21 protein-coding genes and 1 pseudogene are annotated in these 20,722 nt (G+C 26.9%); 15 read left to right on the forward strand and 7 right to left on the reverse strand.

Features of this window, described 5'->3' with window-relative positions:
- Nucleotides 1-168 precede the first annotated feature (168 nt).
- The 6 genes from T401_RS07155 to T401_RS0102860 all read right to left on the reverse strand — a co-directional run bounded on the left by T401_RS07155 (nucleotide 169) and on the right by T401_RS0102860 (nucleotide 8,671).
- Nucleotides 169-1,533, reverse strand: coding sequence for a hypothetical protein (locus T401_RS07155; RefSeq protein ID WP_033178984.1), 1,365 nt, complete (start codon nucleotides 1,531-1,533; stop codon nucleotides 169-171).
- A gap of 204 nt (nucleotides 1,534-1,737) precedes the next feature.
- Nucleotides 1,738-2,268, reverse strand: a complete 531-nt coding sequence (locus tag T401_RS0102840) for a hypothetical protein (protein WP_033178985.1) — start codon at nucleotides 2,266-2,268, stop codon at nucleotides 1,738-1,740.
- A 45-nt stretch (nucleotides 2,269-2,313) separates the two neighbouring features.
- The gene (locus T401_RS0102845; RefSeq protein ID WP_052169673.1) at nucleotides 2,314-2,982 is read right to left on the reverse strand and encodes a signal peptidase II; all 669 of its coding nucleotides are present in this window, start codon (nucleotides 2,980-2,982) and stop codon (nucleotides 2,314-2,316) included.
- On the reverse strand, nucleotides 2,975-5,641 hold the full coding sequence (ileS, locus tag T401_RS07160) for an isoleucine--tRNA ligase (RefSeq protein ID WP_033178986.1): 2,667 nt from the start codon (nucleotides 5,639-5,641) through the stop codon (nucleotides 2,975-2,977). The genes T401_RS0102845 and ileS overlap by 8 nt, the downstream gene beginning before the upstream one ends.
- 60 nt (nucleotides 5,642-5,701) lie before the next feature.
- Nucleotides 5,702-6,388, reverse strand: a complete 687-nt coding sequence (locus tag T401_RS0102855) for a potassium channel family protein (RefSeq protein ID WP_033178987.1) — start codon at nucleotides 6,386-6,388, stop codon at nucleotides 5,702-5,704.
- Nucleotides 6,389-6,526: 138 nt separating this feature from the next.
- Entirely contained in the window at nucleotides 6,527-8,671 is a 2,145-nt protein-coding gene (locus tag T401_RS0102860; RefSeq protein ID WP_052169674.1) for an ATP-dependent Clp protease ATP-binding subunit, read from the reverse strand.
- A 179-nt stretch (nucleotides 8,672-8,850) separates the two neighbouring features.
- On the opposite strand from T401_RS0102860, the gene T401_RS0102865 reads away from it, so the two are divergent.
- The 12 genes from T401_RS0102865 to T401_RS0102920 all read left to right on the forward strand — a co-directional run bounded on the left by T401_RS0102865 (nucleotide 8,851) and on the right by T401_RS0102920 (nucleotide 18,135).
- Entirely contained in the window at nucleotides 8,851-9,348 is a 498-nt protein-coding gene (locus T401_RS0102865) for a hypothetical protein (protein ID WP_033178988.1), read from the forward strand.
- The gene (locus T401_RS07165; RefSeq protein WP_033178989.1) at nucleotides 9,326-10,177 is read left to right on the forward strand and encodes a putative cysteine peptidase; all 852 of its coding nucleotides are present in this window, start codon (nucleotides 9,326-9,328) and stop codon (nucleotides 10,175-10,177) included. The genes T401_RS0102865 and T401_RS07165 overlap by 23 nt, the downstream gene beginning before the upstream one ends.
- Nucleotides 10,177-10,590 (forward strand): hypothetical protein, encoded by a 414-nt coding sequence (locus T401_RS07170; RefSeq protein WP_033178990.1) that lies wholly within the window; start codon nucleotides 10,177-10,179, stop codon nucleotides 10,588-10,590. Before T401_RS07165 ends, T401_RS07170 begins: the two co-directional genes overlap by 1 nt.
- Nucleotides 10,591-11,170: 580 nt before the next feature.
- Nucleotides 11,171-11,635 carry a hypothetical protein gene (locus T401_RS0102880; RefSeq protein WP_033178991.1) on the forward strand — a complete coding sequence of 155 codons (465 nt, stop codon included), beginning with the start codon at nucleotides 11,171-11,173 and terminating at the stop codon, nucleotides 11,633-11,635.
- Complete coding sequence (locus tag T401_RS0102885; protein WP_033178992.1) at nucleotides 11,628-12,431, forward strand: F0F1 ATP synthase subunit A; 804 nt, start codon at nucleotides 11,628-11,630, stop codon at nucleotides 12,429-12,431. The genes T401_RS0102880 and T401_RS0102885 overlap by 8 nt, the downstream gene beginning before the upstream one ends.
- Nucleotides 12,432-12,448: 17 nt before the next feature.
- The gene (locus T401_RS0102890; RefSeq protein WP_033178993.1) at nucleotides 12,449-12,739 is read left to right on the forward strand and encodes an ATP synthase subunit C-like protein; all 291 of its coding nucleotides are present in this window, start codon (nucleotides 12,449-12,451) and stop codon (nucleotides 12,737-12,739) included.
- 9 nt (nucleotides 12,740-12,748) lie between these two features.
- A complete protein-coding gene (locus T401_RS0102895; protein ID WP_033178994.1) occupies nucleotides 12,749-13,267 on the forward strand; it encodes a F0F1 ATP synthase subunit B in 519 nt (172 codons plus the stop codon).
- Between the two features lie 3 nt (nucleotides 13,268-13,270).
- Nucleotides 13,271-13,804, forward strand: a complete 534-nt coding sequence (locus T401_RS0102900; RefSeq protein WP_033178995.1) for a F0F1 ATP synthase subunit delta — start codon at nucleotides 13,271-13,273, stop codon at nucleotides 13,802-13,804.
- Nucleotides 13,805-13,817: 13 nt separating this feature from the next.
- A complete protein-coding gene (gene atpA / locus T401_RS0102905) occupies nucleotides 13,818-15,401 on the forward strand; it encodes a F0F1 ATP synthase subunit alpha (RefSeq protein ID WP_033178996.1) in 1,584 nt (527 codons plus the stop codon).
- Entirely contained in the window at nucleotides 15,380-16,264 is an 885-nt protein-coding gene (gene atpG, locus T401_RS0102910; RefSeq protein WP_033178997.1) for an ATP synthase F1 subunit gamma, read from the forward strand. Before atpA ends, atpG begins: the two co-directional genes overlap by 22 nt.
- Nucleotides 16,265-16,279: 15 nt before the next feature.
- Nucleotides 16,280-17,770, forward strand: coding sequence for a F0F1 ATP synthase subunit beta (gene atpD, locus T401_RS0102915; RefSeq protein ID WP_033178998.1), 1,491 nt, complete (start codon nucleotides 16,280-16,282; stop codon nucleotides 17,768-17,770).
- 2 nt (nucleotides 17,771-17,772) lie between these two features.
- Nucleotides 17,773-18,135: a FoF1 ATP synthase subunit delta/epsilon gene (locus tag T401_RS0102920; RefSeq protein WP_033178999.1), complete on the forward strand. Its 363-nt coding sequence runs from the start codon at nucleotides 17,773-17,775 to the stop codon at nucleotides 18,133-18,135.
- Nucleotides 18,136-18,241: 106 nt separating this feature from the next.
- Here T401_RS0102920 and rpsT read toward each other — a convergent pair whose 3' ends face one another.
- Nucleotides 18,242-18,505, reverse strand: coding sequence for a 30S ribosomal protein S20 (rpsT, locus tag T401_RS0102925; RefSeq protein ID WP_029330431.1), 264 nt, complete (start codon nucleotides 18,503-18,505; stop codon nucleotides 18,242-18,244).
- A gap of 151 nt (nucleotides 18,506-18,656) precedes the next feature.
- On the opposite strand from rpsT, the gene T401_RS07175 reads away from it, so the two are divergent.
- The 3 genes and pseudogenes from T401_RS07175 to T401_RS07185 form a co-directional block, all read left to right on the forward strand.
- The gene (locus tag T401_RS07175; protein ID WP_052169675.1) at nucleotides 18,657-19,373 is read left to right on the forward strand and encodes a M48 family metallopeptidase; all 717 of its coding nucleotides are present in this window, start codon (nucleotides 18,657-18,659) and stop codon (nucleotides 19,371-19,373) included.
- Entirely contained in the window at nucleotides 19,366-20,073 is a 708-nt protein-coding gene (locus T401_RS07180) for a hypothetical protein (protein ID WP_033179000.1), read from the forward strand. The genes T401_RS07175 and T401_RS07180 overlap by 8 nt, the downstream gene beginning before the upstream one ends.
- Before the next feature lie 192 nt (nucleotides 20,074-20,265).
- Nucleotides 20,266-20,722 (forward strand): annotated as a pseudogene (locus tag T401_RS07185) (hypothetical protein); the annotation flags it as partial.

The raw sequence follows: 20,722 nt of genomic DNA on the forward strand, positions 1-20,722 counted from the left end.
CAGCCATCAACTGCTCCTCTTACTTCATCAGCAATTGCTCAGATTTTTCGATGTAATTCTGCTCTTTGGTTACTTTCTTTATTCATAGTATTTCCTTATTTATTAGTTTATTAATATATTAATTATAACAATTTGCGAAAAGAAAATCCGGTATTAACCGGATCTAAATTATGCTACAGTAATTGAATAAGAATCCTTTACACTAAATGTTTTATATTCGCTTCCTAAGTCAGCAAAAGAAAATTCAATTACTCATCCTCCTGCAGTTTCCATCACTTTTAATACAATTGAACCTTTACCAGTCGCAATTCTTCCAGGATTACAAATTGTCTTTTTAATAACTTCTAGATATTTAGGATCATTATTTCATTCATCGTTTTGAAAAACTAGTGGTAATGGTGTATTAGCTTCAGCTTTAGTTCTTCCTATTTCTAGAGTTTCATGATTAATGGTTAATCCATATTTAGCATTATATTTATTGGATTGATTTTTAACATTATTAATGGTTTCTAGAAGTTCTGGAGTTATTTTAAACAATGTATTTGCTTTAGCAGCATTTCTTATTTCGTTTAAATAATCTTGCTCAGTTTTAGTTTCTTTATCATTAGTTCTTGGGCTTGGAGCTTCAGTTTCATTATTTTCTGAAGTCCTGTTATTGTTGTTTTCTTCAGGGTTAGTTGAAGGTTGTGGGGTTTCAGTCCCAGCTGATGGTTGATTTTCGGTCCCGGTTTCAGTTCCATCTGAAGGTTGAGTTTCAGGGTTTGTTGAAGAACCTGAACTTGTTTGACTGAAATTCATTTTGGCAGTAATGATTTCATGAACATCAATTCTTCTTGTTTGATCACTAGCTCCTCATTTAGCAATATGGAATTTTAAGCTAAATGATCCATCTTCATTCTTAATCAAAATAATATTTGGTTTATTACCAAAAGCAGTTTCTAAATCACCATAAAAATTAGTATATTTTTTTAAGATGATTCCTGGTTTTAATTGGAATAAAGTAATATCATCGCCATCAGTATGGCTTCCCACATAAACTTTATCTTTGTATGATTTTAAAACAGCATTATTTTCTAAAGTTGCTAATTTGACTTTTACATCTTCAGATTCAATTAAACTAAAGCCGTTTTTTAATATTTCTCTTTGATCAATTATTACTTCTTTGTCGCTTGGGTGAACTTTTAATTTCTTAATAATTGTTTCTGAAATGTTATTATTTTGTTTAATTTTAAATGAAATACTTCTTTCACCATTATTAATTTCTTCAACACTAGCTTTATTATTAATAAAGCCTAATTCAACAATTTCAAATTCCTTGCTAAGTGCTTTGTTGTCTAAATTAAAAGTAATCTTATTTAACTCCACGTCTTGAGCATCAATTGTGTTTGTATCTAATTGGTAAGCAATTTCTATTCGATTGCTATAATCTTCTTTCTTTTTTGTTTTTTTGTCGCAACTTGCGGCGATATTAGGAATTAATAAAATCGGTAATGCTAATCCTAAACTTGTTAATAAAAATTTATTTTTTTTCATTTGTGATCCTTTCTATAATTTATGTGATAAGGATTATAATAAAAAAATAATTAAGAATTTCTGAATGAAGAAAAAGTTTAAAAAAATTGTTAATTATTATGTTAATAAAATGTTTTTAAATATTTTTTTAAATTTATCATTATAATCTTTTGTTTTATAAAATCAAAATATAAAAATAAAAAAATTACCATTTTATTAGGTAATTTAAAAATGATTTTGAATTAATCTTAAAGTGTTAATAAATTCAGGATTTTCAACATATTGATAATTTCTTACTACAAAGATTTGCGATTTTTTAATTAACAAATCAGGTTCATATTGATCTAAATCTACTTCAGTGATATCATGATCATTAATATTTAAATTATCCATATCATTAATTATTTTTAAAACAAATATCGAATTTGGAAATTCGTTTTTAAAATAATTAATTTCATTTTGTAAACGAACATCATTAATAATGACATAATCGGGTTGTTCTTGCTTGATTTGATCAGCAATTTTTCTTATTAATTGGTTGGGATCTTTTTTTCGGATTTCAGCCCCCATTTTAACCAATTGAGGGCGAAATAGATGTTTTAGATTTTCATCATAATTAGGAATTGAGTTTTTTAAAACATCAGCAATTGCAAAGGTTTTAACAATCATGTCATTTTTTTGGATTTGTTTTGCTAATGCTGTTGATAAAAAAGTTTTTCCAGTTTGTTTTTTGCCGCAAATTAAAATAATTTTCATATTTTCCTTAATTTCTTTTTAATAAAAACACAAAATTAATTTTGTTTATTGTTGATGATTGGGATCAATAATGTTAGCTGCTTCAGAACTTTCAAAGTGAAGATGTTCATTATATTCTTGGTTTTTTTTGTTTTCTTCATCCTTTTTTTCTTTTCTTCAAACGATGATAAACACAGTTAGCATTGAAATAACGCAAGCAATTCCGCCTAAAACTAATCAAACATCAGCAAAGTTGAATGTTCCTTTATCAATTCATGGCAAGAAAACAATGTCTCTAACAAATTCAAAAGCAAACCGGTCAACCATGTTTCCCATTGCTCCAGCAGCAATAAAAGCAAAGCCGGGAATGATATAACGATAAATTTTGTCTTTAAATAGAGCTGAGACAATTGAAGTAGCCAAGATTATAATAAAACTAATAATATGAAGACCGACATTGCCTAAACCAATTTCAATTGTAGTACCTGCATGTTGAACAGAACGAATGCCAAATAAGGCATTTTGATATAACACTCCATTTTCAATAATTAAATTGTTATTTTCATCATAATGGTATTTAAATAAATAATGTTTAGTTAATAAATCAATTAATAAAGCAACAAAGAAAATTGATCAATATATTGCTAAATTAATTAAAATTGTTTTTCAGTTGTATTGTTTTCAATATTCTTTTGAAAAAAACTTTATTTTTTCTGCAGTTTTTTGTCTATCCATTAATCACCTTCTTACATCTTTTACAAATTTCTAATGTTTGATCATAATCATCTTTTTCAAAATGATTTCAGCATCTTAAACATTTTAATGAATCAAAATTAGAGACTTGAGTTTCTTTTCCGAAAGAAATTTTTCCTACCATTAATAATTTAACTAAATCTAATGATTTAATAAATTCATCTTCGGTATGTAAAACTACATGCGCCTCATTTTGTCTTTTAAAGGTTTGTTTTTTAATTTCTTCTTCAATTAATTTATAAACATTTTCTTTTAATTTAAAAAATTCAGATCATTGATTTTCTAAAGTATTGTCGATTTGGTGTTTTGTTACAAATGGTAATAAATGTACTGATTTTTCTTTATTTTTCATTTCAAAAAATGAATAGATTTCTTCACAAGTAGTAGGAAGAATTGGCGCTAAAGCCCTAATTAAAGAATAAATTACATTATAAAATACAGTTTGTACTTGCCTTCTTTCGAAATTGTCAACTTTATTTAAATACAAAATGTCTTTGGTAATAGAAATATAATAACTACTTAAATCGATAATGAAGTTATTGATGTCTTTTATAACGTTAATAAATTTATATTGTTCATAGTTTTCAACAATTTTGGTTTCTAAATTGTTTAATCTTTCCATAATCAAAGCATGAATTGAATCAAGTTTAACAGGTTGATAATCAAAATCACTAATACCGCCTAACATAAATTTGATGGTATTTCTAAATTTACGATAAATTTCGATATTTTGTAAAAGAATTTTGTCATCAATTGTAACATCATTAGTAAATTCAGAATTAGCAACTCATAATCTCAAAATATCTGCCCCGTATTTATTTACAACGTCTAAAGGATCAACTACGTTTCCTTTAGATTTGGACATCTTATTGCCTTTGCCGTCTAACACAAATCCGTGTGATAATAGTGCTTTAAAAGGACTGGTTTTTCTTCAAGCAACAGAATTAATTAAAGAACTATTGAATCATCCACGATATTGATCACTTCCTTCTAAATATAAATCAAAAGGAGCTTCAACACCACCTGGTTTAACACTAATTGAAGTAGAACCTGAATCAAATCAAACGTCCATGATGTCAGTTTCTTTATTAAATCCTAATCCTTGATATTTTGAAGGTAATAATTCATCTGCTTCTTTTTCATATCAAATATCAGTGCCGCGTTGTTCTATTAAATTGATAACATGTTCAAAAATTTCTTTTTCTAGAACTGGTTTTTTATTTTGGTCATAAAAAACAATGATTGGAACTCCTCAACTGCGTTGTCTAGAAATACATCATGTTTCACGATTTTCTAGCATTAATCTTAATCGTTTTTTTGATCATTCATTAAAGGTAGTTACTTTTTCTAAAGCATCTTGAATATCTTTCTTGATTGGTTTTAATGAAACAAATCATTGTGGTGTTGCTCGATACATGATTGGTAAATGAGTTCTTCAATCATGAGGATAAGAGTGTTTTATTTTTTTAAATGAGATTAATAAATTATTTTCTTCTAAATATTTTCCAACTAATGGGTTAGCATCATCATAAAAAATTCCAGCGAATTGTAAACCTAGTTTATTAATTGTGCCATCATCTTCAATGTGCATGATTTTGGCTAAATTATTTTGATTACCAATTAAAAAGTCATCTTCCCCAAATAAAGGTGCAATATGAACTAATCCGCTTCCACTTTCTAAAGTAACATGGTGCCCAAAAACTACTGGACATTCCATTTTATTAATTGGACTTTCGTAAGTTAAATTTAATAATTCTTGCCCTAAGAAAGTCGCTAAGACTTTGTAATTTTCTCATTTAGCAGATTCAGCTACTGATTCTAATAATTTTTTTGCCAAGACATATCTTTGTTGATTTGCTGATTCAACTAAAACATATTCAAAAGTGTCATTGATTGCAACTCCACTATTAGCAATTAAAGTTCAAGGAGTTGTAGTTCAAATTAATAAATTATCATTTTCTTTAATAATTTGATTACCTTTTTTAACTTTAAAAGCAACAAAAATTGAAGGCGAAACATGATCGGCATATTCAACTTCAGCTTCAGCTAAAGCAGATTGTGAAGAAGGAGATCAATAAACTGGTTTTAAGTCTTTATAAATTAAACCTAATTCTACCATTTTGTGAAATAATCTTAATTGATCAGCTTCCATTTGTTTATTTAAGGTTACATAAATCTCAGAAAAATCAGTTAATAATGAAAGCTTTTTAAATTGTTCTTTTTGTTTTCTTACTTGATCTAAGGCATATTTTGCAGCATTTTTTCTTAATTCAACAACTGAATAATCCTTGGCTTGTTTTTTGGCTTCTGACAGCATTTTGTGTTCAATTGGTAAACCATGAGTATCTCAGCCAGCAACATAAGGTGAATAAAAACCTTGCATTGATTTAAATCTAACAATAATATCTTTAAGAATTTTATTTAAAGCATGTCCAACATGGATATTTCCATTTGCATAAGGGGGACCATCATGTAAGATAAATGCTGGATTGTTTTTATTTCTTTTTAAAAGGTCTTGATAAATTTTATTTTCTTCTCAAAATTTAATGAATTCCGGTTCTTTTGATGCTAAATTAGCCTTCATGGAGAATTCAGTATTTGGCATTAATAATGTTTGTTTATAATCTTTTTTTTCTTCCATAAATAATCCTTTATATTTTTTTTATTTTACACATAATAAAATATGCTTCACAAGCACACTTTATTCTTTTCCACAAATATCAAATACTTTGGTTACATTCTCAACTTTACCAATGATTGTTATTAAATCATTTTGCTTGATTTCAAAATCACCTTCTGGTAAAAATGATTCATTTCCTCTTTTAATTAAGATTAAAGAAACTTCATATTTATTTCTAAACCCTAAATCCTTGATTTTTTTATTTACAATTTTAGGGTTTAAGACAAATAATGAGCCAGTAACATAACCTTCTTGAATTTCATTTATTGATTGAGAATATTTAGCAAAACTTTGGTTTGCTACTAATAAAGCTGTTTTTTTACCAGCTTCATCTTCGGGACTAATAATTAAATGAACTCCGATTTGTTTTAAAACATTTGCATGACGTTTTGAGTTTGCTCTTGCAATGATTTTTTTAACTCCAGCTTCAGCTAAAGCAGCTACAATCTCAATGTTGTCACTTGTTGAAACAATTACAGCATCAAAAGCATCAATATTAACGGCTTCTAAAGCGTGTTTATCAGCTGAATCAGCAACATAAATTGAATCAACTTGGTCTTTAAATTTAATTAAATTTTTCTCATTAATATCAATTAAAACCAATCTAATGTTATTGCTTCGATCTCCTAAAAGTTGTTCTGCAACAGCAGTTCCAAATCTTCCTAATCCGATGATACAAATATTTCTTGTTTTTTTAAATAGTCTCATATAAACTTCTCCTCATTTAATAATTAGTTATTAAATTTTACATTATTTCGCTCTAAAAAATACCATTTTCACTTTGTTGAGTCCATTTAATTAAATTTTTATTTGATTTAAAAAAGAAAACTAGGTTTCCCTAGCATTCTAATTTACATTTTCATTGTGATCAATACTAATGATATTTCCATCCATAGTTATATCAATTGTTTGGTTTTCTTTGACCTTGTTTTGAATAATTAGCAACGCAATATCTGCTTCAATATTCTTTTGGATGTATCTTCTAATTGGTCTTGCTCCAAATGCTGGATCATAAGCATTTTGAGCCACAAAATCAATTACCGATTGATCAACGCATAATAGTATACCTTGATTTTTAGAAATTCTTTTAATTAATTTATCAAATTCTAATTTTGTGATCTCTTTGACAATATTTTCAGAAAGCGCATTAAACGGAACAATTTCATCAATCCGGTTAATAAATTCTGGTTTGAATTTCTTTTTTAATAGATTTATAATGTCGTTATTTCTTAGTTGTTTTTCCATAATTTCTTGACTTCCAATGTTTGAAGTCATGATGATAATGGTATTTCTAAAATTAATTATTTTCCCTCTTGAATCAGAAATTTGCCCATTATCAAGTATTTGTAATAATAAGTTTAAAATATCAGGATGTGCTTTTTCAATTTCGTCAAATAAAACAATTGAATAAGGGTTTTGTCTAATTTTTTCTGTTAGTTGTCCCCCTTTTTCAGAATCAACATAACCTGGTGCAGAACCAATTAAACGACTACTTGAAAATTTCTCCATATATTCAGACATATCTAAACGTACAATATGATTTTCATCATCAAACAAGTTTTCTGCCAAAGCCTTTGCTAATTCAGTTTTTCCAACTCCAGTTGGTCCTAAAAACATAAATGAACCAATTGGACGATTAGGATCGTTGATATTTGCCTTAGCTCTTAAAATGGCTTGACTAACTAAATCAATAGCTTGATCTTGGCCTTTTACTCTAGTTTTTAAAACAGTTGGTAAATTAAGAATTTTTTCTTTTTGTGACTCCAATAATTTAGAAACCGGAATTCGACTTCATTTACTTACAATTTGAGCAACTTCTTCAGCATCAACTGTATCTTTAATTAAACAGTCCTTTCTCGACGCTAATTTTTGTTCATATTCCAATAAGGTTTTTTCTAATTCAGGAATTAAAATGTATTTAATTTTAGAAGCTTGTTCATAATTACCTTCATTTTGCATAATTACTAATTTGCTCTTTAATTCTTCTATATTTTCCTTTGTTGATGAAAATTTTTGAATATCTTCTTTCTCATCTTTTCATTTTTTTTCTAAAATATTCTCTTTTTCTCTTAATTGTTTTAATTCTTCATCAATTTCTTGGATTCTTTTTTGCGCTTTAAGATTTTTTTCTTCATCTTTTAAGGCAACTTTTTCAATTTCTAATTTAGCAATTTGTTGTTTGATTTTTTCTAATGGTTCAGGAATGTAATTCATTTCAGTTTTAATATTAGAAGCTGCTTCATCGATTAAATCAATGGCTTTATCAGGCAAGAATCGATCAGAAATATATCTCGCTGATAAATTAGCAGCTGCAATTAAGGCTTCATCTTCAATTTTAACTTCATGGAAAGTTTCATATCTTTCTTTAATTCCTCTTAAAATTGTGATGGTATCTTCAATTGAAGGTTCATCAATTTGCACTTTTTGCATTCTTCTTTCTAAAGCTGGATCTTTTTCAATTCTTTCACGGTATTCATCTAAGGTTGTTGCCCCCATTAAGTGCAATTGACCTCTTGCCATTAATGGTTTTAAAATATTTGCAGCATCCATGTCATTTTGGCCAGTTGAACCAGCCCCTACTAACATGTGAATTTCATCGATAAATAGAATGATTTCTCCATCTGATTTAACCACTTCATTAATAATTTTCTTCAATCGATCTTCAAATTGTCCTCTAAATTCAGTGCCGGCTAAAATTGAAGCCAAATCTAATTCAATAATTTGTTTTCCTTTTAGGTTTTCTGCTACTTGACCTTCGACAATTTTTCTTGCTAATCCTTCAATAATAGCAGTTTTACCAACTCCTGGTTCTCCTACTAAAACTGGGTTATTTTTAGTTTTCCTTGACAAAATTCTTACTAAAGCTCGAATTTCATCGTCTCTATTAATAACTGGTTCTAATTTGTTTTCTGAAGCCAATTTAGTTAAATTTCTTCCGAATTTTTCTAACATTTCTTTACCACTTAAATTAGGTGTGTATGAAGCTTGCATAAGTCCTCCTTTTCAAATTTCATGAAATAATTATAACACTTTTTTAGCACTCGGAACAAAAGAGTGCTAATTTTTAATAACAAAAAGTTATTTTCAAGAAAATGGATTTTTTGTGTAATTTGCTGTATCATTAATACCCTTAAATACTTTATTTTTAATTTAACTATATAATAAAAGATATGCATGAAATAGTTATAAAAGAAAATGAAAATAGAAGCATTTTGGATAAATTTAATTTTATTGAGAAACAAATGCTAAAAATAAATAAAAATTTTCATCTAAAGGAATATTTAAACTATTTTAAATTAGAAATATACAAATATCATAAAAAAGTACATTATGAAATAAAGACAATGAGAATAGTATATGACAATTTTTTAAATTCATATATCATGGTTGAATATAATCCATTTGGTATGATACTTTTTTCAATGATTAATAATGAATCTATAATTATCAATCCGTTTAAACCATCTAATGTATTGGATTTATTTGACAAAGATGATAAATTACTTTTCAATTTTGCTGATTTGTCAATTAAAAAAGTTTATTTCCCTAAAAATATTTGAAATACAAATAATGAAAGCAAAACTGGATTAGAAGAAAATATGTTTGATACTAATCAAACAACTAAAAATCCTGAATTGATAGAAATTGAAAAAATTAAGTTCATCTAATAAGTGGGATTTTAAATCAATCCAAACAGCAACTAATTTTCATTATGATTCATTAAAAATAATTCATGCTGAAAAAGAAGTTTCTCATTCATGATGATTTAAGACAGCAGTAAATGAATATGATTTTGGTTATGCCGATGATAGTCATAGTACTTTAGAACCAGGAAGATCAGAAGGTCTATGTCATTATGTAGCAGGTGCAATGCTATTACAATATGGTGAATTTTTCTGAAGTAGCAATGTATTTAGTGATACTCAATATAAAAAACATTTTAGTTCAATTGGAAGCAACTTAAATTATAGAAATTATGCTAATAAAGCAAAAATTGGGTGTCCTACTGTAAACAGAAAATTGACACTTGATTTATATGAAAAAAGAGAATATGGTAAGGGCGCTAAGATTACTACATCAATTTATTTTAGAGATCCTTTAATCGCCTTTTTAAATAATTCAAAAGAAGATAATTATATTAAAAAACCAGAGATTACATTTCATCGAAGAAGTTTATACTGAATTAAACCATGAAAGTGAATAAGAGATGATAAGCCTTGTATTGTTTATGGTGCAATACCTAATATTGGTGGAGGATTTGTTTCGCATGCTGTAATAGTTTATGGAACATTCGATAGAGGAAATAAAGTATTATGTCATTTTGGTTGATCTAATTATTCACAAGTAATATTATCAACAAGTCTATGAAATGGGGTTTGATTAATTGGTATGAGTAAGACTGGAAACAGTAAATTACCTAAAAAATATTTTGAATATGATGATAAATTTTATTCAGGACCAGAAATTACTAACATATTAAAGGAATTAGATAAATAATGAATAGCTCATACTTTAGTTTTACTAATGATTTAAGTTTTAATAAAACACCAAACAAAAAATCTCAATTAGTTTTAAATATTTTGTCATTTATATTTATTGTTTTATTTGGGATAACAAACATTGTCTTTGGTCTAAAAAAATATTTATTTTTCAAAGGTAATATTCATAGAAATAACACATTTGTTGAATTAATTCCATGAATGGCTATTTCTTTGATTGCGATTGTGGTTTTATTGTTTATTGGATTATTAAATTATGTATTTAAAACCAATGATAAAAATTCAATAAACAAGTTTAATACAAGAAGAATAAATGTTTTTGTTTTCTTAGCGTTTTCAACATTCTTATTAGCTTTTATTATGGTGATTTTTCCAGCCCCTATTAATAATGAGTTATTGGAGATATTTTAGTTGTCTCAAATTGCTTTTTATTAGTAAATGTATTAACTACTTGATTTGTATTAATTAAAAATGCCAAACATGATATTTCAATTGATGAAAATATTTTAAAATATTATCAAATTGATTCAATTATTAGAATCGTTTTTGTGAGTTTTGTTTCAATCGTTTTATTTATTATCTTTTTTATTCTAATTCAAGCTGGTAATAATATTTTAGCTTTCATAACGCTTTATAGTAATCTAATTTTGCCAGTTATATTTCTTTGCTTATTTTGGATCATTCAAATAATATATAGCTTTGTAATTTTAAAAAAACAAATGCAACATAAACCTTGATTAGCTTGCTTGTTATTAGGTTTTTATAACCCAATTTTAAAGTAATTTAGCGTTTTAATCTTCAGCTTATAAACTGAAGATTTTAAATTATTTTGACTAAAAAATAAAAATCTTTATTTATAAATAAATAGATCTTTAAAAACTAATTGAATTTTGTTTGAAATAAATCTAGAAAAAAGAAATTTTTTGGTATCACAATTTTATTTTTTTGTAATATAATTCCAAATAGGTTATTTTTAACCGATGAGTTTAGAATGAAGGACACATTAAACAAAAAAAACTGAATACCATACATAATATTAAATGTAGTAATGCTTCTTGGATTTTGCTCACTGGCTGAAATTAATTTTTCATTAGTGATAGGACATCTAGCAGGCATTTTTAGTATTTTAATTTTTCTTGGGGGACTTGCATTAGTTTTTAAAATTTCTTTTAGTAAGAAAGAAGATGCTTCTGTTAAGAAAATAAAATCATTAGTTTTAATATTAGTAGCATTAGTTTTGATTTTAAACTTAGGAATAATAGTTGGTTTATTTTTTGCTAACCATTATTATGTAACTCATTTTCATTTAAATAAAAGTAATATTGCTTTTTATCCGTTTAACATGATTACTTTTACTACACCTTATATTCTATTAACAATTAACTTTTTTATAATTGGCATAATAAACTTTGTTAAGGCTAAGAAGTCACAAAATAAGAAAGGAATTCATGGATAGAATTATAGGTAATGTTAGTTCTTTTGGTCCAAAAGAACTAACAAAAAACCACATTTTTACATTGTCAATCTTAGTGATAATTGTCTTTGTTTTATCAATCTTAATTTATATCGCTGTCAAACGACAAAAAGTTGATAAAGCTCCTAGTTATGCACTTATTTTAGTTGAAAGCGCCATAATGAGTTCTGATAATTATGCTAATGATTTACATGAAACAAGATTACAAAAAGCCAATCCATATTTTATAAGCATTTTTATATTTATGTTCTTTGGTAATTTATTATCACTTTTTGGTTTAGAGCCAGTCGGTAGTTCATTATCAGTTGTTTTAGCAGCAACTATGGTTACTTGATTAACCACATTTGGTTTAGGCTTTGTTTACCAAAAAATTAAATTTTTATTTAAATTATTAAACCCATTAGAAATTGCAGGAAACTTTTCACCGTTAATCAGCTTGACATTCCGTATGTTTGGAAATATTGTTGGAGGAGTAGTTCTTATTACTTTATTTCATGCATTCTTAGATTCAATCTGAATTAAGATTATTAAAGTTTCAAGTGAAAATCCTGCCGCCGTCTTAAATCCAGCAGGGATGATCTTCACCCCATTATTAAATTTATATTTTGATATTTTTGCTGGTGCTATTCAAGCTTTTGTTTTTATGACTCTTACAATTTCTTATTGATCACAATCTAGCGAAGTGGATATTAAAGAGAAACATAAAAAGAAAATTAAAGAATGGCAAGGTGAAATTGTTAAAAAACGTAAGGTGCGTTTATCTTCAAAAACGGCATAACAAAAAAAGGAGAAATTATGGACACATTAAATACAGTTGTAAATGCATTCGATGCAGACAAAGTTAATAAAACTTCAAGCAGTCCTTTAGCATATGGATTAACCATGATTGGAGCTGGTTTAGCAATTTTAGGTTCTGGATTAGTTTCAGTAGGACAAGGAATTGCTGTTGCTAAAGCAGTTGATGCAATTGGCAGAAACCCTGAAGCATTATCAAAAATTCGTTCAGTATTACTTGTTGGTCTAGCGATTGTAGAAACTGGATCAATTTATTGTTTCATTGTTGCTTTATTATTAATTTTTGTTTAGTGAGCAATTATGACAAAATATAATATTTCAGAAAAAATATCAGAACAATTCAATGGATTATCATTTAATTGACCATATTTTGTTTTTTCACTACTAACTTTGTTGTGTTTAATTCTTTTAATTACCTTATTAGTATATAAACCTGTTAAAAAAATGCTAAAGGCAAGAAAAGAATTTATTCAAAAAAATATTGATGAATCAATTTCAGCAAAACAAGAAGCTCTAAAGCTTCAAGAAAATATCGACAAGCAATTATTAGAGGCAACCAATAAAGCTAATGATATTTTAAATAATGCTAAAGTTGAAAGTGAAAAAATTGTTGTCTTAGGAAACAAAGAAGCAAGCAAAAAAGCTGAATTAATTTTAGAACAAGCTAACATTTTGGTAGCCAAAAGACAAGAACAATTTAGCAAACAACAAAAGAAAATCATTATGGAAAATGCTGTTGAAATTGCTAAAAAAATTATTGGTAGGGAAATTAAAGATAAAGATAACATCAAGATGATTAATGAAGTATTAAATAACTAAATCATGAAAGAATTAGATGAAATTGTTTATAACTGATCATTTGCTTTGTTTGATTTAGCAGATGAATCAAAACGTTTAGCAAAAATCACTAATGAAGTGGTGGAAATTACTAAAGTTTTGAAAGAAAATAAAACCTATACTCAATTATTAAATTCATATAATGTTGATATTACCAAAAAATTTGCTTATATTGATCAAGCATTTGGAAATTATGATGAATATATTGTCAACATTATTAAACTAATTGCCAAAGCAAATATTGCTAAATACTTAATTAATATTTTTATTAAATTCATTGAATTATCAAATAAAAAACAAAACGTTAGATTTGGTACAGTTTATACAGTTAAACCATTATCAAAAAAAGATATTGAAAAATTTGAAATTAAATTATCAAAAAAATTAAATGCCCAAGTCAATTTACATAATGAAATTGATGAAAATTTGATTTGCGGAATCAAAATTAAAGTTGATGATTATATTATTGAAAATTCAATTGATGATCAACTAAGAAAAATTAAGAAATTCATTAAATAAGAAAGGAGGCAAAATGGCATTAAAACCAACTGATTTATCAGCAATTATTAAGTCCCAAATTAAAGATTTTAACCAAACAATTAGATTTGATGAAACTGGGAAAGTTATTACTGTCGGGGATGGTATTGCTTTAATTAGCGGATTAAATAATGTTGAATATGGAGAATTAGTTAAATTCGAATCAGGAATCCTAGGGATGGCATTAAACCTTGAAGAAGATAAGGTTGGTGTTGTTGTTATGGGAAATGATCGAAATATTGTTGAAGGCGAAATTGTTTCAAGAACACATGATGTTATTGCAACTCCTGTTGGTGATAAATTATTAGGTAGAGTAATTAATGCTTTAGCAAAACCAATTGATGGTAAAGGTAAAATTGATACTGAAATTACTAGTCCTATTTTTAAAGTTGCACCTGGTGTAATGACCAGACATGAGGTTAACGAACCACTTCATACTGGAATTTTAGCAATTGATGCCATGATTCCAATTGGTAAAGGTCAACGTGAATTAATCATTGGAGATAGACAAACTGGAAAAACTTCTATTGCCATCGATACAATTGTTAACCAAAAAGGTAGAGGTGTCTTATGTATTTATGTTGCAATTGGTCAAAAATCTTCAACCATTTCACAAATTGTTGACAATTTAAATAAACATGATGCTTTAAAATACACCACTATTATTTCAGCATCAGCTTCTGAACCAGCACCATTACAATATATTGCTCCTTATACCGGAGTTACAATTGCTGAAGAATGAATGGCAAAAGGAAAAGACGTTTTAATTGTCTATGACGATTTATCTAAACATGCAGTTGCTTACCGTACTTTATCATTATTACTACGTCGTCCACCAGGAAGAGAAGCATATCCTGGAGATGTTTTCTACTTACATTCACAATTATTAGAAAGAGCGGCCAAATTAAATAAAGAAAATGGTGGCGGTTCAATTACTGCTTTACCAATTATTGAAACTCAAGCTGAAGATATTTCTGCTTATATTCCTACTAATGTAATTTCAATTACTGATGGTCAAATTTTTACTAAGGAATCAATATTTAATTCTGGACAAAGACCAGCAATTGATATTGGTTATTCAGTTAGTCGGGTAGGTAGCGCAGCCCAAACTAAATTAATGAAGAAAACTGTTTCTAGTTTGAAATTAGAATTAGCTCAATATAATGAAATGTTAGCATTTGCTCAATTCGGAAGCGATCTTGATCAAAACACAAGAAATGTTTTAGAACACGGGGCAAAGGTTTATGAATTATTAAAACAACCTCAATATTCTCCATATTCTTTAACTGATCAAATTATTATGCTATTTTGTACAAAATATCGTTTAATTAATTCAATTCCTAAAGATTATATTGTTGATTATAAAGACAAATTATTGAAGCACTTTAGACAAAACACTAGTGCAATTAAAGTAGCAACTGAACTTTCTATTGCTAATGATTGATCAAATGAATTGATTGAAAAATTATGAGATCACATCAAAGCATTTAATGATGATTTCATAAAAGCTATTCCTCAATACAATAAAAACAATTTCTTAGATGTTCCAGAATTACCATGGAAAGCTTACAAAAAATAAAACACAGAATTAGTTCAATTAATTCAACTAAAAAGATAACTAAGGCAATGGAATTAGTTGCCACAGCAAAATTTGGAAAAGTAAAAAGACAACTTAATGAAGTTAACCAATATTTTCATTCTGTAGAAGAATTATTTTTAAATTTAGTTAAACATTCAGAACAAAATATTGACCAACTTTTAAATACTAATGCATTAAAATTTGACGCCAAGAGAAATTTATATATTGTGTTTGGTAGTGATTTAGGTCTATGTGGTTCTTATAATTCGAATATGATGAAAAAAATTAATGAAATTGTAACTAATGAAGATATTTTAATCGTCATAGGCTCAAAATTATTGGCATTATTAAACAAAAGACCTAATACTCACATTATTCAAACTTTATGTCAAATTGGCGATAGCCCAGATTATGACATAGCAAAAATTATTTCCAATAAAATTTATGACGTCCTTCAAATTTCACTTTTAAAATCGGTAAAGTTAATTTATACTAAATATATAAATCCAATTAAGGCTGATCCGGTTGTTAGAGAAATTTTTCCAATTACTGAAGTTACTTTTAAAAGGGAAGAAAAACTTTCTTCACAAAATATCAAAACTTATCAAATTGATCCAACATCATTTGAACCAAGCCCTGAAGTTATTTTAGAAAGTTCATTTGGAATTTTCTTTGAGGCTTCAATTTATCATGCATTATTCAACGCCAAATTATCTGAAATGTCCTCAAGAAGAACAGCTATGGAACAGGCTTCTGATAATGCTGAAGATTTAATTGATGATTTAAATGTTAAATACAATAGTTCTCGTCAAGCGAAAATTACTCAAGAAATTACTGAAATTGTAAGTGGATCAGATTCATAGAAAGGAAATGGATTTATGGCTATAAAAACAAAAAAAACTGTAGTAAAAACAACCAAAACTAAAACAAGTACAGCAAATACAAAAACTGCAAACAAAAAGGAAAATATTGGATGAATTACCCAAATTTTAGGTGCTGTTATTGATGTTAGATTTGAAGAAAATAAAGCCCCTAAAATGTTAACGGCCTTAGAAATTGTTCAAGATAATCCTAATGCTCCTAAACAAATTTTAGAAGTAGCCCAACATATAGGTAATGATACTGTTAGAACCATTGCTATGAATTTAACCATTGGTTTAAAAAGAGGTATGAAAGTAAGAGATTTAAATGATCCGATTTCAGTACCAGTAGGAAAAGAAGTATTATCAAGAATGTTTAACGTTCTAGGCGATCCGATTGATCATCAAGAAAATAATTTTTCAGTAAAATCATCAATTCATAGAGCTGCTCCAAGTTATGAAGAACAAGCTTCAACATTACAAATTTTTGAAACTGGAATTAAGGTTATTGACTTATTAATGCCTTATATTAAAGGAGGAAAAATTGGATTATTTGGAGGTGCCGGAGTTGGAAAAACTGTTTTAATTCAAGAATTAATTAATAATATTGCTAAAGAACATGGCGGTCTTTCAGTCTTTGCTGGAGTTGGTGAACGTACAAGAGAGGGAAATGATTTATATCACGAAATGAAAGCAAGTGGAGTTTTAGATAAAACTGCTTTAGTATTTGGGCAAATGAATGAGCCTCCTGGAGCCAGAATGAGAACCCCTTTTACTGCTTTAACAATGGCAGAATATTTTAGAGACAATATGGGTCAAGATGTTTTATTATTCGTTGATAACATCTTTAGATTTACTCAAGCTGGATCAGAAGTAAGTGCTTTATTAGGAAGAATGCCTTCAGCAGTTGGATATCAACCTACTTTAGCAACTGAAATGGGTCAGTTACAAGAAAGAATTACTTCAACTAATAAAGGGTCAATTACTTCAGTTCAAGCTGTTTATGTACCAGCTGATGACTTAACAGACCCTGCTCCTGCTACTACTTTTACCCACTTAGATGCCAAAACCGTTTTAGATAGAGATATTGCTGCTTTAGGGATTTATCCAGCAATTGATCCATTGGCTTCAAATTCAAGAATGATGGATGCTAATATTATCGGTTTAGAGCATTATAATACTGCAAGATCTGTTCAAAATATTTTACAAAGATTTAAAGAATTGCAAGACATTATTGCAATTCTAGGGATGCATGAATTATCAGAAGAAGATAAGAAAATTGTTGCCAGAGCAAGAAGAATTAGAAACTTTTTATCACAACCATTTTTTGTTGCTGAAAAATTCTCTGGAATTTCAGGAAAATATATTAAATTAGAAGATACTATTCATTCATTTAAAGAAATTTTAAGTGGAAAATATGATGAACTTCCTGAAGAAGCCTTTTTATACGTTGGTACAATTGAAGACGTAATTGAAAAATCAAAAAAATTAGGATATGAAGTTAAATAAAGATGGCTTCTAAACAATTACACGTTTTAATAAGTACTCCACATGGAATCTTTTTAGATGAAAAAGCTGATATTGTTACTTTTCGGACAACAGAAGGCGAAATCGGTTTAATGGCTAATGCAACTGATTTTATGGCTGCTTTAGTTCCTTCAAAAATTTATATTAATCAACAAAATTCAAACAAATTTAAAGAGTTTTATATCGATAAAGGGATTGTCCAATTTAATGGGGAATTACTTTCTTTTATCATTAATGAAATTAGCGACCAACCATTAGCACAAGTAAAAGTTTCAAATAATGAAGAAGAAAATAAAAAATATACTCTTATTGAAGAAATTAAAATCAAAAAAGCTCTTGTTAAATAATATTATTTAAACATAACAATTCCTTTGTTATGTTTTTATTTTTAAAAAAAGTAATAAAAAAATAACTACAAATAAAAGTAGTTATCTAATAAATCAAAGAAATTTCTTAATTATTATTTTTAGCAATAAATGCATCTAAACGGCTAGCTTTTCTTGCACCATTGTTTGCATGTAAAACACCTTTTGAAACTGCTTTATCAATTTCATGATGAGCTTTAGCTTGCAATTCAGCTGTTTTAGGATCTTTTAATTCAGCAGCTTTTCTAGCTTTTTTGATTGCTGTTCTTACAGCTGATTTAATTGCAGAATTACGTGCATTTGCTTTTTCGTTAGATAATATTGCTTTTTGTTTTGATTTAATATTTGCCATTTTTTTGCCTTTCTTGCTATATGTAATAATTTAGCATTAATATTTTAACAAATAATAAAAAAAATTTTACTTTTTTAAATTCTTATTTTTATCATCAGTTTTTAGTTTAAATCAAGAACTATTTTATTAATAAGCATTTATAATTATCAATATGAAAAATCCCGATAAGATTTTATATTGAACAATTGATAATCAAACTTTTTGTATCAAAGTTTATTTTAAAAATCAATTAAGTGCAAAATTAAAATTAAAAGATGATGAATTTATTTTAAAATTACCAGTTTTTATGTTTAATGATACAAAATTATCTTCATTTTTAAATAAATCAATCCCTATTTTGATTAAAAATAAACCTGCTAGATATTTAAAAATTGATTTGGAAAATCAAACTTTTTATTATTTTGGTTCAGCAATTAATTTCAATTATCAAAATAAAATAATTACTTTTTTAATCGACAACCATTTAATTAAATTGAAATGTTATAATCAAACAAACATTGAGAAAACAATTTGGAAATTTTTAAAATTAGCTTTATTAAAGAAAATTAAAATGTTATGTGAAAAATGGAGTTTTAAATTTAAAAATCAATTTGAAATTAAAATTAGTAATAAAAAAACTAGTTGAGCAACTAATTATCTAACAAAAAAACAAATTATTTTTTCACAGTTTCTAGTTTTTTATGATCCCTTTTGCATTGAATATGTTGTTTGTCATGAATTGGCTCATTTCAATCATGCCAATCATTCTAAGGCATTTTGAAATTTAGTTTTAGAAATGTTTCCAAAATACAAAAAAGCTAAAAGAATGTTAAACAAACATTGTTATAATTTAGAATTATTACAAAGAGATGAGGTTCAACATGATTAGAATTTTAGATGAAGTTGTAAATACCGAGGTTAACAACCTAGATAATAAATACAAATTAGGAATTGGCCTAGGTATTGGGATTTTTTTACTTGTTTTATTTTTTATTATTTTATTACTTGTTTTAATAAAAAAAAGAAATCAAAATCTTGATAATGAGAATCGCTCTATTTTTAAAAATGCTTTAAACCAAATTGGGGAATTTAATAAGCGCTATAAATCTGCTTTTATAAATAAAGCAATTTACGAAATAAAAAAGAATACAACTTTTGAAGCAAATAGTTTATTAATTACCCCTAAAGCAATTATTGTTTTACATCCAATTGTAATTAAGCAAAACCATTTAGAAGGCAATTGTTTAAGCAGAGAATGAATTAAATCCACAGAGAAAAATGAAATAATCATGCCTAATCCAATATTAAAAATTAATTCTCAAATTGAAAATATTTCTAAATTAATTATCGAAGGAATTCCTTTAATTTCAATTTTAATTGTTTTTGGGCCAAAAGAAAATTATGAAATTTATAATATTCCTTCACACATTGCCATCACTCATGAATCTCAATTATTACAGACTTTAAACAATATTCAAATTGAATTAAATGAAAATGGCATTAAAAATATTGATGAATTGCAAATGATGAAAATTTTAGAAATATTGAAAAAAAGAATTAAAAAAGAAAGTATTGAACAAACTCTTTAGCCAATAAATAAACTGATTTTTAAAGTCAAAGGATTCAATTTTGAATGTTTTTTTCTTTTGAAAAACAAAAAAATCAAAAAATTTTTGTTTTTTTTAACAAAAAACACTTAAAAAAATAATATTTATGAATAAAATTCAATGTTTTTGTTAAAATAATTGCATTAAATATTTAATAAACATTAAGGAGACAAAATGGCTCAAACAAAAAAATCAACTTTAGAAAAATACTACATCTCTGAAACAATTGATGCTGATTCAAAAGTTGTTTCATTTAACTTTAAAAAAGCTAAACAAAAAAGTCACAAAAATTTTGAAGAATTTTTAGATGCTTTAAAAGAATTCATTATTGTTAGTGAAACAACTAAAAACAATACCAGAGTTTGATTCCATCGTGATGGAGCTTACCGTGGAAGCGTAAACATTGATAAAGCAAGAATTATCGTTGAAAAATTAAACGAAGAAAGAGTTGCTAAAGAGGAAGTTATTACTTATTTAGAAAAAGAAAACTTAGTTGATAAACCAGTTTCTAAAGTTAAAGAAGAAGAAAAATTAGAAGAAGCTTGTTGTTTAGAAAAATCATCAGCTTGTTGCGAAGAAAAATCAGAATCTTGTTGTTTAGACAAATCAGAATCTTGTTGTGAAGAAAAAT

Source organism: Mycoplasma anseris ATCC 49234 (genome assembly GCF_000702805.1).
Taxonomy (GTDB): Bacteria; Bacillota_I; Bacilli_A; order Mycoplasmatales; family Metamycoplasmataceae; genus Metamycoplasma; species Metamycoplasma anseris.